We start from the raw sequence: 16,952 nt of genomic DNA on the forward strand, positions 1-16,952 counted from the left end.
TGATACTCTACGGTCATTTTCTGCTACTAGACTGCCAAATTAATGACACATTGATTCCTCGTTAGTTTCTAGGTTAATCCGTTGCCTTTTAGTTAGTCGATTCATTGTAGCAAACTTACCTTTTATCTGCGTATTGCGGCTCAAAAGTTAGTCGTTCTATAATGCTTAGCGTTCTATTATTATAGCGGATGCTTGCAATGATGAATGATGCTTCATACTGATTATGATCATTGTTCATGATAAATGTAAACACTCCATCTGCTAATCTGTGGCCTGCATCGCCAGTATCTTATCAACTTAAAGAAGTGATTATGCAATATCCCGCTTGGAAGTACCTACTTATCACCGTCGTACTGATCATCGCTGGTCTGTACGCTGCACCCAACCTCTACCCTGATGAGCCTGCTGTGCAGATTACCAGTGCTGCAGCAGGTACACAGCTATCTGAAGGTATTTTGACTCAGTCAGAGAGCCTGTTAGAAGAAGCTGGCGTAAGCCACCACGATGGCACTTTTGAGGGCAACAGCGCCCTGGTACGCTTAGACAATCCAGATGCTCAGCTCAAAGCACAAGAGGTCCTCAAAAAGAACCTTAGTGACGATTATGTGGTTGCGCTCAACTTAGCGCAGACAACGCCGCAGTGGCTACGTGATATTGGTGCAAAACCGATGAAGCTTGGCTTGGATTTGCGCGGTGGGGTACGTTTCGTTCTAGAAGTTGATATGGACAAAGCTTTAGAGCAGCGTCTGTCCAGTGCCAGTCGTGATGTGCGCCGTGAGCTACGTGCTGAGCGTATTGCAGTTAAGGGTATTAAGTCTGAGTCACAAGGTATTGTATTACATTTCGCTAATACAGATACCCGTAACCGTGCACAGAATATTCTTCAAGGCTCGATGGGCAATAACTTTACCTTACAGTCCTCTATTGATGATCAAGGTCCTGCGCTAATCATGGCTTATAATGATGCGACATTGGATGAGATTAACAGTTATGCAGTCAATCAAAACTTAACCACCCTACGTAATCGTATTGCTGAGCTTGGAGTTACTGAAGCCTTAGTACAGTCTCAGGGTGCTAGCCGTATCGTCGTCGAATTACCTGGCGTACAAGACACCGCGGAAGCCAAACGTGTACTTGGACGTACTGCAAACCTTGAGTTCCGTTTGGTTGCCAAAGACAGCGAAAACTTTATGGGTGGTATCCCTCCTGCTGGTACCGAAGCCTTTCCATTCCAGACACTTGACGGTCCACCTGTACTGTTAGAGCGTCAAGCCATCGTCACTGGTGACAAAGTTACTAACGCCCAAACCAGTCTTGATGAAAGTGGCCGTCCTGAGGTCAATATTACCTTGGACAGTGCGGGCGGCAAGCTTATGCAAAATGCAACCCGTACCGCTGTTGGCGATCAAATGGCGGTATTGTTTATCGAAAATAAACAAAGAATTACGTATGAAGAAGACCCAACTACAGGGGAATCTGTTGAAGTGCGTACCCCTTACGCTGAGACCAAGGTCATTAACCGCGCTAATATTCAAGCAGTACTAGGCTCATCGTTCCGTATTACTGGACTAGATAGCAATGCTGAAGCGGCTGAGCTTGCTCTATTACTACGCTCAGGCGCACTTGCAGCCCCAATGTATTTTGTTGAAGAACGGACCATTGGGCCGTCACTAGGACAAGAAAACATTGCTAAAGGTCTGTTTTCAACTCAGATTGGTTACTTACTAGTCTTTGTCTTTATGATTATTTTTTATCGCCTGTTTGGGGTCATTGCCAATGTAGCATTGGCAGTAAACGTCATTATCATTATTGCGATTATGTCGATCTTAGGCTCATCGCTCACTCTACCTGGGATTGCTGGTGTGGTCTTGACCATCGGCATGGCAGTAGATGCCAACGTACTCATTTTTGAGCGTATCCGAGAGGAGCTGGCAAACGGGGTACGGCCAAAATCTGCAATCGTGGCAGGCTTTGATCGTGCTTTTAGTAGTATTTTTGATGCCAACATCACCACGTTATTGGTCGCGTTTATCTTATTTGCGATTGGTACTGGTCCGATTAAAGGCTTTGCGATCACCTTAGCTATTGGTATTGTCAGTTCACTATTTACCGCGATTTTGGTAACACGTGCACTGGTACAAATTGCTTATGGTAAGCGTAAATCTATCAAACGTTTGAGTATCGGCTAGGAGAATAACATGGCGATTGAACAAAATAACAATCCTGAGAATAATACGCCGACGTCTAGTAGCTCAGGCGGTGCGGGCAATAACCCTAATGACAACCAAAAACGTCGCCGCCGTAGTAAGCCGCGTCGTGATGGTAAAGGCAGCAATGCTAAAGCCAATAATCCTACGACGGCAAAAGCTGGCAAAGGTAAGTCTCATGGGACTAACAAAAGCTCAAAAAATGAGCAAGCATTGGCGACTCAAGCAGACAATGCTGCTATCGATAACGATCATAACCAAATAATCGATAGCGCTGCTGATGACGCTGCTGCAAAAGAAGGCGGTATCAAGGCAGTTGGTAATCAGCGTATTATTCCGTTTATGAAGATAGAAAAGCCTATGGCAATTTTGTCTTTATTCATGGTCATTGCTAGTATTATTGCGATTGCGGTCAATGGTCTTAATCTTGGTTTGGACTTCACGGGCGGGGTTTCAGCAGATGTACGTTATGAGCAGCCCGCTGAGCAAGTTGAAGTCGTACAAGCATTGGCGGATAATGGTTTTGATGATGCTGTCGTACAGTATCTAGGCACGCGTCAAGAGCTGCTTGTACGCTTGCCACCACAATCTGACAATATTGACGGTCTAAGCGCCAGCTTAACTCAAGCTTTAGCTTTGCCTAATAACACTGCTGATATTAGTAACGTTAACATTATCGGCAGTCAAGTCGGTAACGAGGTGTATTTAAACTCAGTCATGGCGTTAGGGCTAGCATTAGTATGTATGCTTGGATATGTCGCTCTACGTTTTCAGTTTAAGCTGTCACTTGGCGCGGTCATGTCGTTGTTTCATGACGCTATCGTTACTATCGGTGTCTTTGCATTATTTGGTTTCCCCTTTGATCTGACCGTATTGGCAGCCATATTGGCATTGATCGGTTATTCACTAAACGATACGATTGTCGTCTACGACCGTATTCGTGAAAACTTCCGCCGTGTCCGCGGGATTAGTCCCAGTCAGACGGTTGATTTGTCATTAACAGAAACGCTGCGCCGTACCATTATGACTATTTCAACAGTGCTATTAGTTGTATTAGCCATGATGTTCTTAGGCGGTGACGGACTGTATTGGTTCTCAGTAGCGCTATTCATTGGCCTGCTTGCTGGTACTTATTCGTCAACCTATATTGCAAGCTCTATCCCTCTTAGAATGGGTCTATCACGCGATGACTTCGTTGTAAAAGTGAAGCCTGAGTTTGAAGAAGAAATCGTGACTTTCAATGATCCAAAGATGTTTGAACAAGACTAATGGTACACACCTATTTTGATAGCATTGGCTTCAATAACGGTGTTTAATAATAGTAGTATTGACTAAGAGACGACTAAAGAATCGAGTAAAAGCACCTAACCGTTAGGTGCTTTTATCTTTGTATGACCATCCAATATATTTAGTAGTAAAAGCTCATCCCGCAGTCATGTAGCAAACGGGCGGGTATTATTAGCTGTGTTTACGCAGAAGTGATCATCTTATGCCAACGTCTACCCCATCAACAGTCACGTCGCCTATTGACACACGCTACAGGCGTATTGTCGCGATTGCTGTTCCAGTTTTATTAGCTAATCTAGCCATGCCGCTCCAAAGTGTGATTGATACTGCCATCGTCGGCAATATGAATGATGCCGCAAAGCTTGCAGGCATGGGCCTGGCAATACAGCTTTTGTCCCTACTGCTTGTTAGCTTTAACTTTTTACAATATGCATCTTCTGGTTTATCTGCACAGGCATTGGGGCAACTTTCAGATAGTAGCAACTCTATAAACTCGCAGCAAAAAGCATCGCCACTGCTATCTATTTTGCAGCGTGCGCTCTTATTAGCCGTCGTCATTGGTTTGGTGTTACTACTAGCGAAGCCTTGGCTCATAAACTTTGGCTTGCAAGCGTTGTCTGCCAATCCTGATAGTGGCGCTGCTGCCAAGATTTATTTAGATGTACGTTTTTGGGGAGTCATTGCTGAGCTGATGAACTTTGCTTTTATTGGCTGGTTTGCAGGTCAAGGCAAAACGCGTTATATGCTCTATCAGCAAGGATTTATTGCTGTATTTAATATTATTTTGACACTGTTTTTTGTTTACAGTATGCAGTTGGGAATAGCTGGCGTTGCGTTAGGGACTACCATTGCATTTTGGTCAGGGGTTGTATTGGCCTTGTGGCTTAGTCGCCGACATTTACAATTGACTTGGCCTACTTTCTTTCAAGTGGACCCGCAGCATTTTACTAAAGATAAAATGCTTAGGTTATTCTCTTTGAATAAAGATATTTTTATTCGTACGCTTATCTTAACAGTGAGCTTTGCATGGATTACTCGCCTCTCTGCTCAAAGCGGCGATTTAGTATTGGCTGCTAACGCAATATTATTGCAAGTATTAAGCATTTCAGCCTTTGCACTTGATGGCGTAGCAGTGTCAGCTGAGACTTTAAGTGGACAAGCAGCGGGACGTCGTGACTGGTTGCGCTTTCGTGTTATTGTCAAGCGTACAGGCATTGTCAGCTATGCTCTTGCTTTACTATTAAGTACGATTTGGTGGCTTGCCATGCCAACTTATTTAGATTTGATGACCAATATCGAAACGGTTTTTACCTTAACTAATAGTTATCAAGGTTATGCCATACTACTCCCAATCGTCGGTGTGGGTGCTTATTGGCTTGATGGTATATTTTTTGGTTTGACGGCAGGACATGTCATTCGCAATGCCGCTTTGATACTGGCTATCATATTTTTCCCCCTTAGCTGGCTACTTTATCAGCAGTGGGACATGACTGGTATTTGGCTTAGTGTATGGTGCCTGTTGTTATTACGCATGCTAATTCTTAGTGGTTTTTTGTACTATGCGCATAGAACTGGCAGTTATGAAGAATTACAACCAATTTGATGAGTTATTAAATATACTTTTATCCATATTATAAACGCATATAGTAAGAAGTATTGTTTACAAACCATCATGTCTATAAATCAATATTTCGACCAATCTATTAAGCTTGACGATCTTAGGATATCTTGTGAATACTTACTCTGAACAACAGCAAAAATCCGCTTATCAATGGGCTGAAGGCTTTAAAAAAAGCATTCCAGTCGCTATGGGCTATTTACCTGCAGGTATCGCTTTTGGTGTCTTGGCACAAATCGCTGGTGTGCCGATATGGGCAACGATTATGCTCAGTATCGTACTGTATGCAGGGGCGGCTCAGTACGCTTGTCTACCCATGCTTAGTGCCGGCCTGCCCATAGGTAATATTGCAACTAACATTGCAGCCATTAACCTGCGTCACGTATTTTATGGGATGCCGCTGCTACAGTCTCTACCAAAAAACAAAATAGCCAAAACTTATTGTTTATTTGCGCTAACAGACGAAACATTTTCAGTGATGACGAGCTTACCACATGAAATACGGCGTGCGATTATATTACCCATTAGTTTGTTTAACCAGAGCTGGTGGGTATTGGCAAGCGCTATTGGGGTAATGATCGGCAGCACTCTTGGTGACTTGGTGCCGCATTTGGATTTTGCGTTGGTTTGTTTGTTTGCAATCTTAGCTTACGAGCAATTTCAAAGTATTAAACGCTACTTCCCTATTGGCATCGCGGTCGTTGCTTTGGCTATTGCCTCGTTATTCACCAGCAATTGGTTACTTCTGGTAGCGATTACCATCTGTATGCTCATGATTTTGGCACGTGGTTTTTGGGTACAACATAAAGTGACAGGAGAGAACGATGAATAGTAGCTATTTGATTGCAGCCACTTTCGCGATGGCTGGAGTTACCTTTATTACTCGTGCTATTCCAGCATTAATACCAAAAAAGCTTCTTGATACGCCTTGGCTACATCGACTCAATGAGAGCTTACCGCTATCTGTCATGGTCTTATTGATTTTGACCAGTCTCTCCTATCAAGACTTGTCTGCCAGCACTGGGCTAAATAGCGCTGAGGTGCAACTATTACTTGCTCAAATTGGCGCATTGTTATTAGTGCTAATTATCTATCATATTAGCCGTCAGTTATTAATAAGCATGGTCGTGGGTATTGCAGCAATTAACGGCCTACTTTGGATGTTAACCAACGTTTTGGGTTAATCGTATTCATAAGTTGATAGATTATCCCTTAATACTTAGTAAACAAAAATAATAAAAAAGGCTGAATTCAATTAAGAATCCAGCCTTTTATTTTATATAATACCTTTAAGTCATACTATAGTTAATTCGCTATAAAAACGATACAGCGATACTGGTATAAATTTTTTGCAGTCTCTGTCAGCGTAGACACAGCAAGCAAGAAAAATTGATACCAGTTGCGTATCATATTACAACGCATCGGTTTTATTCGATATCGACTATACTGACTAAAAATGGTTATTTAAGACTCTTCTACACCCATCATATCGACAGGCGTATCTGCGACAATTTGTACCCCTTTTTTACCAGCTTTAGCGATTTCGCTACGCTGCTCTTGCAGGTGATCAAGGTAAGCTTCATTGATTTGTCCAGTGATATAGCAGCCATTAAATACAGCACAATCAAAACCTTCAACGCGGCTATGCTTTGTATCTTTTACCGCATCGATAAGATCATCTAAATCTTGAAAAATCAGACGGTCAGCACCGATGATTTTACGTACCTCTTCCACACTGTGCCCTGAAGCGATAAGCTCACTACGTACCGGCATATCAATCCCATATACGTTAGGATATTTTACTGGTGGCGCAGCACTGGCAAAAAACACTTTTTTCGCCCCTGCATCGCGTGCCATTTGAATAATCTCATGACAGGTGGTTCCACGGACGATAGAGTCATCAACCAACAAAACGTTTTTGTCTTTGAACTCCAACGGCACGGCGCTAAGTTTTTGACGAACTGATTTTTTGCGCTGCTGTTGACCTGGCATGATAAAGGTGCGACCGATATAACGGTTCTTCATAAACCCTTCACGGTACTTAATATTCATCTTCAGTGCCAGCTCCATCGCTGAAGTACGCGACGTATCAGGAATCGGAATCACCACATCAATATCGTGGTCATCGCCCCATTCATCGAGGATTTTTTGTCCCAGTTTTTCGCCCATACGAAGGCGCGATTTGTAGACAGAGATATTGTCCATGATAGAGTCTGGACGCGCAAAATAGACATACTCAAAAATACAAGGCGTATACTCTTTTTGCTCTACGCATTGATACGTATGTAGATTGTGATCCAAATCGATAAAGATAGCTTCACCAGGTTTGACATCACGAATAATACTAAAACCGCAACCAGTTAGGGCCACTGACTCAGAGGCAACCATATACTCTGTGCCGCCATTGGCAGCTAAACGTTCGCCAAAGATTAGTGGACGAATGCCATTTGGGTCACGAAACGCCAATAAGCCATGACCAGTAATCATCGCTACTACGCCATAAGCGCCTTCGCAGCGAGCGTAGACCGCTTTTACCGCTTCAAAAATATCATCAGACGTTGGATGAGTCTTACCTAGATTTTGCATCTCATGAGCAAGAACGTTTAATAGTACTTCAGAATCTGAGTCAGTATTTAAATGACGACGATCATCTTGATATAACGATTTGGCCAAGCTTTCAGCATTGGTCAAGTTACCGTTGTGCGCCAAAGTAATGCCATAAGGTGAGTTTACATAAAATGGCTGTGCCTCTGCACTGCTTGAAGTACCTGCAGTAGGGTAACGAACATGGCCAATACCGAACTTACCCACCAGTCTGACCATATGACGGTTCATAAAGACATCACGAACCATACCGTTTTCTTTACGTAGATATAGGCGACCATCCTGCAAGGTCACAATACCTGCCGCATCTTGACCACGATGTTGCAACATAGTTAAGGCATCATAAAGAATTTGGTTGACTGGCTCATGAGCTGCAACCCCAACGACTCCACACATAGTTATGTCCTATTTAAAACCACACATTAGTAACACTATAACGGTAAGCTAAATAACAATGTTGCCTACTAGCTTACCGATGACCTGATGATATATATTTACTGATATTTGTTTCACTGAACTGAGCATTTTATTGGCTCTAACTCACTGATTCAAGAATAAAGATACTGATTGATTTAAGAATAAAGATATTATATATGATGACATATTAACGACAATATTTAGATAGTGCATTATCAACAATGGCGATTTAAATTGTAGATACCACAGATGTTACATAATGATGAATGCCAATTTATCAAGGTATCACTTGTCGTAACTAGAGTCGTTAGAACTAATTTTGCCCTTAATTTTACCATAATTAAGACTGATTCATCTGCTCCCACGCACTGCCTAATACATCTGATGCAAGCGTTTTTGCCATTGGCGCATAAGGAAGTAGCTCAGGGGCCAGTACAGAAGTTTGCCACTGCGGAAGCTGTACTAATAACGGCGCACTGACACTAATAATGACTAAAACCACAAGAGTGTTTTTGGCCGCCCCTAATACACCGCCTGCCATTTTATCTACCACGCCCAAGCGTAAAGTTTTAAGCACTCCTGAAAATACAAACGCTACTAAATGCATCACAGCTAACACTACGATTACGATGAGCAAAAAAGCCATCGCCATTTGTAATACAGAGCTTTGGGTCAGCCCCGATAGCTGCGGCGCAATAGGACCAGCTAAACGAGTCGCAACAATCAAAGCGATAAACCAACCAACTAAGCCAACCGCCGTCTTGACAAGTCCTATTTGAAAACCACGCCATAAGCCAATAAGGACCACAATGGCAATGACGATATCTAGACCACTCATACTGACCGCCTCATGGCTTTATAGGACCATCTTAATCAAATGTCTTGGGCATCATAATAGCCGCCAATAGCTTGAATACAAGACTGTACCAAGCCTGGGCCTCGATAGATAAGACCTGTATAAAGCTGAACCATATCTGCCCCAGCTTTAATCTTTTTAACTGCCTTCTCGCCACTATCGATGCCACCAACGCCTATAATAGTCACTTTATCCTCTAGCTGATCTGAGAACTGTTGCAAAATTTGAGTACTAATATGACTGACGGGACGGCCAGATAGACCACCTGCTTGATCACCATCGGTCAGATCCTCAACCCCCACTCGGCTCAAGGTCGTATTGGTTGCAATCAAACCATCAATGTCAAAATCTAACAATTGCTGCGAGATATAATCAACTTGTAGCGGCTCTAAATCAGGGGCGACTTTTAATACTAACGGCACATAGAACCCGTACTCTGTCGCAAGCTGGCTATGACGATTTTTAATCACGTCTAATAACTGCGTTAACGCCTCGCCGCTTTGTAAATCACGTAAATTTTTTGTATTAGGTGATGAGATATTGATTGTAATATATGAGGCATGGGGATAAACACGTTCTAGACAGTAAATATAATCGTCAGCCGCATTTTCGACGGGCGTACTGGCATTTTTACCAATATTGATACCGATGTTGCCTTTATATTTACAGCGTTTGACATTTTCAATCAGATAATCGACACCCTGATTATTAAAACCCATCCGGTTAATAATAGCATCTGCCTGTCTTATTCTAAACAGACGTGGCTTATCATTCCCAACTTGCGGCTTTGGCGTGACCGTACCCACCTCAATAAAGCCAAATCCAAGCTCAGCCAGTGCGTCAATGTAATCGGCATTTTTATCCAATCCTGCAGCCAGACCAACAGGGTTAGAGAACTGCAAACCCATACAGTTCGTAGGTTGCATAGATTGGCCATAAGCCAAGCCCAAAGCCCGTGCTTTATGAGCTTTTGCCAGTAAAGATAGAGTCATATCATGAGCATGTTCAGGATCCATCTTAAACAAAAAAGGGCGAAGCAAGGCGTAAGACATAATAACGATAAACCCGGTCTGGATAGAAATAGTGAATGAAATAAGATGGATGAAACATTGAGCGTCATAAAGCGCTGCAATTATATCAGCTTAACAATAATAAGACCAAAGTTTCATTCTTAATATCATGGGCAACGACTGAATACTAGCTGTGTTTTGACAAGCATAGACGGACGCATTAGTAGTCAACTAAATTATGGTACAGGACGATTGTCAGTAAGCGCGATCCAGCCTCTGATAATACGGTATAGGTGCCAAATAAAAGTAAAGAGCATCAGTAACGCGCCAAACCCGGCCAACAAAAATGAACCGATAGCTATATTACCACTATCAGCCAACATACTGACGCCAACGCCACCGAGCGCAAACGTTATGATAATCGTTCCTATGATAAAAAAGACTATACTGTACCAAAAAGTCTTAATCTGCCAGTCAAAGTGTGTCGCAAGCCATGTACCTTCGGCATCACGGCGTTTGCCATAGTTCATTATGATTGGCACAATCCACAGCAGCCCTGCCGTAAAATAGCTGATCACATAAAGCAGATAGGTGATGTGATTATAAGTGATTAATGCGCGCTGCTCTTTTTGAGTCAACAGTGGTCTCTCTTGCTGCATAATTCTGTGTGTCGTTTGTGAGTCAATAAAGGGTTCGGTAGTCCGTGTTTTTGTATATGAATGCTTATCGGTTTTATCGTTAGAAGACTGGTTCATAATTTTTATCCATAACTGACAGTAGCCATTAAGTACTCAATTGTGGCAAATAGCGTCGCTTTCAAGATGAAAATTACCATGTCCTGATAATCTAACTTACAGTAACGGTTAAACGTAGATGAATATGTAAAGAGCCTTTGAGACAAGTTTTCAAAAATAAGGTTTATTAAGACGTGACAGTCGCTTGTACTTGCACCTGCTTGGTCGCCACATCCTGCTGCATCAACAGCTTTGTAAACTGCCAGCCTTGTTGCTCAAGCTTACCAAGTGCAGCACTGACGGTCGCTTGGCTCGGATGACTAAAGCTCAATTGCACCCCTGCACCATTAGCCACCACTTGTGCATTATCGATACCTGAGCTGTTTAATGCAGTATTCACGCGGCTTGCTGGTGGCATTGCATCAGCACCATCTTGATTACTAGCAGCATTTAATGCATTGGGGTCGATATTGGCTGCTTGTGAGCGTAACCAAAAATAATCAGCGACCTGCTCTTGGTAATTAGACTTACTCTCTTTAGCGGCTTGATGAACACTATAGCCACCGTAACCACCAACAAATAACAATAAAAACACCAGCAAAATAACCAATGCCATCTGATCACGAGAAGAGAGTACTTGCCAGCGTGACCATAGTGCGTTTTGATAGTTGTTCACACGTGCTGACAAGGCATTGGTTGCTAACGATCTGTGGGTGGTACGGCGCTGTAATAGTTTCATCACTTGACCTTGATGGATGGTATAAAATTTAAAAACTAAAAATTTAAGATTGTGCCATATTGTCTACGGCCGCAGGATCATTGGCGATATCGATGGTAATCTGTCCACTAAACTGTCCTTGCTCATTACTGTTGACTCGCTCTAGGCTTGCTTGAATACCTTGTGCCGTCAATGTGCTGGCGAACTTATCAAGACTACCACGGTCTGGCGCTATTAAGGTAAAACTTAAGACAGATGGCTCCATAACCAATGCCTGTGCATGTAACGATGACTGCTTAATAAGCGGTGATATCCGCGCCAATACCGCTAAGTGTGAAGCCGACTCTTGACTGTCGCTACGTAGTTTTGGTTGCATCTGCACTTGCAGCTTGGTGCGACTGGTATTGAGCACCTCATCTGGGAACCATGACTGGTACTGCTTCGCGGTTGCCATCTGTGCGACATCAGCGGCAGTATTATAACGATAAGTTTGTAAGGCATCAGTTGCCATTTGCAATACCAATGCTGACAATGCAACCATCATCGCCACTCGTAAATAGGGCGATAGATTTGTGGTTGATGACTTGATGAAAAAGTTAAGTGCGTGGCGTTCTGGTATCTCTATTGGCATAGGGACTGTAGATAAAGGCGTTGATAATATCTGCTGTTCTGCCAGCAAGTTGGCCGTTTCTGTCGCGATACGTGTTTCTGCTATAGAGTCTGATGTAAAGCCTGACTCCAAGTCAGTTTTTTGCAAGTTATTGCTATTATCTGTCAAGTCATCAAATGCATCAATTGGAGCGCTAATAGATGCTAAATCAGCCGATGATATCGAAGGCAATATACAAACTTCACTCAAATGCGGCAAGCGCTCAAAAATAAGTGGCAAGTAATTTACTGCCAAGCCCTGATATTGTGACTGTCGTAATAAAGCAGTATATTCATCTTGATATAAAATTATCTGCTGAGCGGCCCCCTCTTCAGGAATTGGCAACAGTAAAAAGTCCGGCAGTAGCGCGTTGATACTTAGGCCGACTAAAGCTGCGCTTTGTTGCCATGACTCTATATTGTTTTCAGCCAGCGCATAAATGTGATGTGCATGCGTATCGCCAATCTGCCTAATTGCCAATTGCTCAACTGGAGTTAAAGAAGCTTCTTCAAATAAGTACTGCTTACCTGTGTTACCAAGCTGTTTTAGCTGGGCTGCATTTAGCTTCGTATCGACTTGCAACAGATAGCTGGAGGGAAAATAAAGACAAAGTGATGGAGCACTGTTTTTGTTATTACCATAAATATCATACAGCTGTTGCCAGCCGGTCACAGACTGCCATTCTTTTGTATCAGCGTGCCAAACTGCTAACGGACTATGCTGCGATCTTATCCAAACATGTAACACCAAGCGTGTCCTTACTTAACTTATGAGATAAATTATTAAAATAAAACCAACCATCAGACATTTCAGTAGTTAGTCATGGTCGCCAGTTAAATCAAAGCGCGGTATTGACTTACGCCTTTATAATATCAATGGGGCTGCTGCGGCACAAAACGGTCTATTTCGTTTGCCATACCAGTCATGACAAATTCCATCTCAAAGACACGTGCTTCAGCCAAAGCGAACGACTCAGGATTATCACCAGTTAATAACCCAGCAAGGTAGGCAATGATAGACATATGACAAACCACCACCAAACACTCGGCTTCAATCTTTGCAATATCTGCTAATGCCATATGGGCATCATCGGACGGTGTAATATTGTCTTGTACTATAGACGGCACTGCAGTAGCACGCGATTGTAGCGCAGCCAATGTTTGCTGCGCGCGTTTATAAGGGCTTACTACAAAATGGTCTGGCGCATAATGCTCAATAATATATTCAGCCGTTTGTGCTGCTTGCTGTTGACCATACTCAGTCAATTGCCGTGCGCTATCTGGACGAGTCTCATCTTCTGCTTGTCCATGACGCATTAATATAATCTTCATAATATCCCTTTATTACCGCTTATTACATAACTTTTAGCAAACTTATTTTTTGTCTTTGCTAGCACTGTCATTTTTAGCAGTACTTTTTTTAGCATCTTTATTTTCAACCGAATCATCGTCAGTATTAGTAACGTTTTCAGCATCGTTTTTAGAGTCAGAATCTTGTTCTTGGTCATCTGGATTACTAGCAGCCGCTTGCATCTGTGCAGTAAGCGCCGCATTACTATAATCGTGTGGCATGACAAACTCGACATCGCTACGAAACCCTGCTTCCATCAAGTGCAGTGCTACACCAAGCGCTGCTTTATCTTCATAAATAACAGCGTACAAAGCATGGGTTATCGGCATATAAATACCGTCTTTGGACGCTTTTTCATGCACTTGCTGGATCGTATTAACCCCTTCGGCAGTTTGTCCCAGTTTTTTGACCGCTGCATCAATATTCATACCGCGACCGAGCATATTACCAATTTGATAGTTACGGCTCAGCTCCGAGCTACAGGTAGCGTACAGATCACCAACGCCTGATAAGCCTAAGAATGTCAAAGGATTGGCGCCAGCTTCTACCCCAAAACGACTCATTTCAGCCAACGCTCGGGTTAGTAGCATGGCTTTGGTGTTTTCGCCCACATCATATGCAGCAGCCATACCCATGGCAATGGCATAAATGTTTTTGAGCGCCCCGCCAAGCTCTACTCCGCGTATGTCATCACTGGCAAATACTCGAAAAAATGCACTGTGTAGTGCAGCTTGCACTGCATGACGCAAAGGCTCAGAATGACTGGCTATTACTGTCGCTGAGGGCATATTTTTCATAATCTCAATAGCGAGATTTGGCCCTGACATCACCCCAAAATTTACTTCTGGCAGCTCATCTTTGATGATGTCACTCATCAGCGCAAAGGTGTCTTTTTCCATACCCTTGGTCAAAGATACAACCGACTGTCCTGTAATAAATGGCGCAATACTCTTAAGCGTCTCACGAAATGCCAAGCTTGGTACTGCAAGAAAAATAATGTCTTTATCTTTGACGGCAGATGCTAAATCGTGACTGTATTTAAGGCTTTCATCTAGCTTATAACCAGACAGATATTTTTTGTTCATCTGCGATTTAGCCATAGATTTAACCGTACGCTTGTTACGAACCCAGAGGGTTGTATCACAGCCATTACGGGCGGCTAAGTTTGCCATCGCTGTACCAAAACTACCGCCGCCTAAAAACGCCAAACGTAGCTGATCTGGATTATCACGTACTTGTTCCATATTTTTGGCGACATCGGCTTCAACGGCACTAGGATTAAGCTTTCTTCGGCCAAGCCCTGATTTAGTTGCGCGCTCAATAATACCTGCCAGCAGACCACTAGACTTTTCAGTACTAGCGGTATCCAAACTTATATCGTCTGTCTTTTGATTGGGCGCTACTGTATCGACAGCTTCTTTATTTGGCTTTTCGTTGGATGTATTGTTTTTGGTAGAGCTTGTCATATCTAATTATCCGTGTTGACTGCTTATATCATTGAGGCAGATTACACTGTCTGCATAAAAAGGTATAGCGTTATATGATGCTTTAGTTCTGATACATCACCACACCAGCTATGATTAAAACCAATAAAATGACGCTTATGATTCAAAACGTACTAACGGTTCGATATCGATCGGTTTACGTTTTGGCTCATCTTTGGGACTAGTGCCAATATAAACAAAAGCGGTGACATAATCATCTGAGCCGACATCGAAATACGCTTTTACCGCAGGCTCGTTACACAGTAACCCTGTGCGCCATACGGTACTAAAACCTTGTGCTTTTAGAGCCAAAATCAAATTTTGTACAGCAGCACCAGCACTTAGCATTTGCTCAAAAGGTGGGACTTTTTTGTGTGCTTGCATTTGAGTCGCAACAGTAATGATAAGGGGGGCGCGTAATGGCATATTTTGAGTTTTTTTGATGGTTTTTTCAGACAAGTCCTCGCCATCTTGCACCGCTTTTGTCTTTGCAGCTTCAAGAAGGGCAAGACCCAGCTCATGACGAGCATCGCCTTCCGTCACAATAAAGCGCCATGGGCGAAGCTTCTTATGATCAGGCGCAGTTGCAGCGCATTCAATAGCCTCTTGGATTTGGGCACGAGTTGGTGCTGGCGCATCCAGATTACCCATACTGCGTCTTGAATTAATCCAGTTGATTAGTTGCTCACCAGTAACGTCTATATTATCAACTCCTTTATCATCATCAACTATCTCTTTATTATTCTTATTTTCGTCAGATACATTCATCATCTATCCTTAATTATTATCATCATTGTCGCTCAGTATGAGTGGTATTCTACAACTAAATACTTGATAGTTAAATCAAAAAACAGTTACGCAGCGTCAACGTTTTCAACACGGTGCTGCATTTTTAAATAATCTTCTGATTGCATCTCAAGCAAGCGTGAGCGCGTACGTTCGATCTCAAACGCGAGTTTTTCTCCTTGGTACAGCTCTAGAATCGATTGTTCCGCTCGTACCAGTAGCTTGACACGGCGATCATAAAACTCATCAACCAGATAAATAAAACGACGAGTAGGATCGCGCAAGTCATCGTCTAGTGCTGGTACTGCATTGACCAACACAGTGTTAAATCGCTTAGCAATCTCAATAAAATCAGAGGCAGAACGCGGCTCCATACACAGATGACGAAAATCGCAGAACAAAATATCTTCGGTACGAGCATTGATTTTTATTTCACGGCCATTGATAACGATGGGCTCGTTACTGATTTTTTGATTATTAGATAAGCTGGCAAAACGGTTGGCAAGCCAGTGATGATTGGCTTTGGTCATCGGCGACTCATACAGCTCTGCTTGCTGTAATACACGCAAACGATAATCAATGCCTGAGTCAATATTCATCACGGTAGTATGACGCTCAACCTCAGCAATGGCAGGCAAGAAACGATCTCGATGTAAGCCATCTTTGTACAGGCCCGATGGTTCAATATTAGAAGTGGCAACCAAGGTAACACCGCGGTTAAACAACATAGTAAACAGATCCCCTAGGATCATTGCATCAGAGACGTTAGAGACAAAAAACTCATCGAAACAGATAATCAGCGCTTCTGTATGAATAATATCGGCGACCTTTTCTAGCGGATCACTTTGACCTTGTAACGTATTGAGCTCGCTATGTACACGCTGCATAAAATGATGAAAATGCTGACGCATCTTACGCTCAATCGTCAAAGAGTCATAAAACATGTCCATCATCCATGTTTTACCGCGGCCAACGCCGCCCCACATATACAGACCTTTTGGTGCAGCAGGTTTTGACTTTAAAAAACTGAAAAAGCCCTTTTTTTGTTCGGCACTACTATTAAGCTGATGATAGAGATCATCAAGGTAGCTCATAGCCTGATATTGCTGCTCATCTCGAGTAAACTCATCAGTACCGATCGCTTGTTCGTAGCGTTGCAATGGCGATAATCTCATAATGCGACTCATCGTTAGACAAAATAAATAATAAAGTAAACTGTTGATCTTGCTTCA

15 protein-coding genes are annotated in these 16,952 nt (G+C 42.8%); 5 read left to right on the plus strand and 10 right to left on the minus strand.

The window, feature by feature from the left end; translation table 11 throughout:
* Window positions 1-311: 311 nt before the first annotated feature.
* The 5 genes from secD to ACTXGH_RS06090 all read left to right on the plus strand — a co-directional run bounded on the left by secD (window position 312) and on the right by ACTXGH_RS06090 (window position 6,296).
* Window positions 312-2,189, plus strand: a complete 1,878-nt coding sequence (gene secD / locus ACTXGH_RS06070) for a protein translocase subunit SecD (protein WP_439260838.1) — start codon at window positions 312-314, stop codon at window positions 2,187-2,189.
* Window positions 2,190-2,198: 9 nt separating this feature from the next.
* Complete coding sequence (gene secF / locus ACTXGH_RS06075) at window positions 2,199-3,476, plus strand: protein translocase subunit SecF (RefSeq protein ID WP_439260774.1); 1,278 nt, start codon at window positions 2,199-2,201, stop codon at window positions 3,474-3,476.
* 220 nt (window positions 3,477-3,696) lie between these two features.
* Window positions 3,697-5,097, plus strand: coding sequence for an MATE family efflux transporter (locus ACTXGH_RS06080; RefSeq protein WP_439295970.1), 1,401 nt, complete (start codon window positions 3,697-3,699; stop codon window positions 5,095-5,097).
* A 205-nt stretch (window positions 5,098-5,302) separates the two neighbouring features.
* Complete coding sequence (locus ACTXGH_RS06085; RefSeq protein ID WP_439260837.1) at window positions 5,303-5,944, plus strand: AzlC family ABC transporter permease; 642 nt, start codon at window positions 5,303-5,305, stop codon at window positions 5,942-5,944.
* The gene (locus ACTXGH_RS06090) at window positions 5,937-6,296 is read left to right on the plus strand and encodes an AzlD domain-containing protein (RefSeq protein ID WP_439260772.1); all 360 of its coding nucleotides are present in this window, start codon (window positions 5,937-5,939) and stop codon (window positions 6,294-6,296) included. Before ACTXGH_RS06085 ends, ACTXGH_RS06090 begins: the two co-directional genes overlap by 8 nt.
* Before the next feature lie 280 nt (window positions 6,297-6,576).
* Here ACTXGH_RS06090 and purF read toward each other — a convergent pair whose 3' ends face one another.
* The 10 genes from purF to zapE all read right to left on the minus strand — a co-directional run bounded on the left by purF (window position 6,577) and on the right by zapE (window position 16,895).
* Window positions 6,577-8,112, minus strand: coding sequence for an amidophosphoribosyltransferase (gene purF, locus ACTXGH_RS06095; protein WP_299215990.1), 1,536 nt, complete (start codon window positions 8,110-8,112; stop codon window positions 6,577-6,579).
* 361 nt (window positions 8,113-8,473) lie between these two features.
* Entirely contained in the window at window positions 8,474-8,971 is a 498-nt protein-coding gene (locus ACTXGH_RS06100; protein WP_439295971.1) for a CvpA family protein, read from the minus strand.
* Window positions 8,972-9,006: 35 nt separating this feature from the next.
* Window positions 9,007-10,041 carry a quinone-dependent dihydroorotate dehydrogenase gene (locus tag ACTXGH_RS06105; RefSeq protein ID WP_439295972.1) on the minus strand — a complete coding sequence of 345 codons (1,035 nt, stop codon included), beginning with the start codon at window positions 10,039-10,041 and terminating at the stop codon, window positions 9,007-9,009.
* 194 nt (window positions 10,042-10,235) lie between these two features.
* Window positions 10,236-10,754: a DUF4870 family protein gene (locus ACTXGH_RS06110; protein WP_439260770.1), complete on the minus strand. Its 519-nt coding sequence runs from the start codon at window positions 10,752-10,754 to the stop codon at window positions 10,236-10,238.
* Between the two features lie 166 nt (window positions 10,755-10,920).
* A complete protein-coding gene (gene gspM, locus ACTXGH_RS06115) occupies window positions 10,921-11,472 on the minus strand; it encodes a type II secretion system protein GspM (RefSeq protein ID WP_439260769.1) in 552 nt (183 codons plus the stop codon).
* A 43-nt stretch (window positions 11,473-11,515) separates the two neighbouring features.
* Window positions 11,516-12,847 carry a type II secretion system protein GspL gene (gspL, locus tag ACTXGH_RS06120; RefSeq protein WP_439260836.1) on the minus strand — a complete coding sequence of 444 codons (1,332 nt, stop codon included), beginning with the start codon at window positions 12,845-12,847 and terminating at the stop codon, window positions 11,516-11,518.
* A gap of 125 nt (window positions 12,848-12,972) precedes the next feature.
* Window positions 12,973-13,431, minus strand: a complete 459-nt coding sequence (gene sixA, locus ACTXGH_RS06125) for a phosphohistidine phosphatase SixA (protein WP_439260768.1) — start codon at window positions 13,429-13,431, stop codon at window positions 12,973-12,975.
* A gap of 42 nt (window positions 13,432-13,473) precedes the next feature.
* A complete protein-coding gene (locus ACTXGH_RS06130) occupies window positions 13,474-14,916 on the minus strand; it encodes an NAD(P)H-dependent glycerol-3-phosphate dehydrogenase (protein WP_439260767.1) in 1,443 nt (480 codons plus the stop codon).
* Window positions 14,917-15,051: 135 nt separating this feature from the next.
* Complete coding sequence (locus ACTXGH_RS06135) at window positions 15,052-15,702, minus strand: nitroreductase family protein (protein WP_443561724.1); 651 nt, start codon at window positions 15,700-15,702, stop codon at window positions 15,052-15,054.
* An 86-nt stretch (window positions 15,703-15,788) separates the two neighbouring features.
* Window positions 15,789-16,895, minus strand: coding sequence for a cell division protein ZapE (zapE, locus tag ACTXGH_RS06140; protein ID WP_299216012.1), 1,107 nt, complete (start codon window positions 16,893-16,895; stop codon window positions 15,789-15,791).
* Between the last annotated feature and the right edge of the window lie 57 nt (window positions 16,896-16,952).

Origin of the sequence: Psychrobacter sp. 1Y10, assembly GCF_052259005.1 — a bacterium.
Lineage (GTDB): Bacteria > Pseudomonadota > Gammaproteobacteria > Pseudomonadales > Moraxellaceae > Psychrobacter > Psychrobacter saeujeotis.

What these genes read in the sequence shown, in the direction of transcription:
- ACTXGH_RS06085 (WP_439260837.1), top strand. Translation starts at nt 5,303, where the DNA reads ATGGGCTATTTACCTGCAGGTATCGCTTTTGGTGTCTTGGCACAAATC.
- ACTXGH_RS06135 (WP_443561724.1), bottom strand. Translation starts at nt 15,702, where the DNA reads ATGAATGTATCTGACGAAAATAAGAATAATAAAGAGATAGTTGATGAT.
- ACTXGH_RS06105 (WP_439295972.1), bottom strand. Translation starts at nt 10,041, where the DNA reads ATGTCTTACGCCTTGCTTCGCCCTTTTTTGTTTAAGATGGATCCTGAA.
- secD (WP_439260838.1), top strand. Translation starts at nt 312, where the DNA reads ATGCAATATCCCGCTTGGAAGTACCTACTTATCACCGTCGTACTGATC.
- sixA (WP_439260768.1), bottom strand. Translation starts at nt 13,431, where the DNA reads ATGAAGATTATATTAATGCGTCATGGACAAGCAGAAGATGAGACTCGT.
- ACTXGH_RS06110 (WP_439260770.1), bottom strand. Translation starts at nt 10,754, where the DNA reads ATGAACCAGTCTTCTAACGATAAAACCGATAAGCATTCATATACAAAA.
- gspM (WP_439260769.1), bottom strand. Translation starts at nt 11,472, where the DNA reads ATGAAACTATTACAGCGCCGTACCACCCACAGATCGTTAGCAACCAAT.
- secF (WP_439260774.1), top strand. Translation starts at nt 2,199, where the DNA reads ATGGCGATTGAACAAAATAACAATCCTGAGAATAATACGCCGACGTCT.
- zapE (WP_299216012.1), bottom strand. Translation starts at nt 16,895, where the DNA reads ATGAGATTATCGCCATTGCAACGCTACGAACAAGCGATCGGTACTGAT.
- ACTXGH_RS06080 (WP_439295970.1), top strand. Translation starts at nt 3,697, where the DNA reads ATGCCAACGTCTACCCCATCAACAGTCACGTCGCCTATTGACACACGC.
- ACTXGH_RS06100 (WP_439295971.1), bottom strand. Translation starts at nt 8,971, where the DNA reads ATGAGTGGTCTAGATATCGTCATTGCCATTGTGGTCCTTATTGGCTTA.
- ACTXGH_RS06090 (WP_439260772.1), top strand. Translation starts at nt 5,937, where the DNA reads ATGAATAGTAGCTATTTGATTGCAGCCACTTTCGCGATGGCTGGAGTT.
- ACTXGH_RS06130 (WP_439260767.1), bottom strand. Translation starts at nt 14,916, where the DNA reads ATGACAAGCTCTACCAAAAACAATACATCCAACGAAAAGCCAAATAAA.
- purF (WP_299215990.1), bottom strand. Translation starts at nt 8,112, where the DNA reads ATGTGTGGAGTCGTTGGGGTTGCAGCTCATGAGCCAGTCAACCAAATT.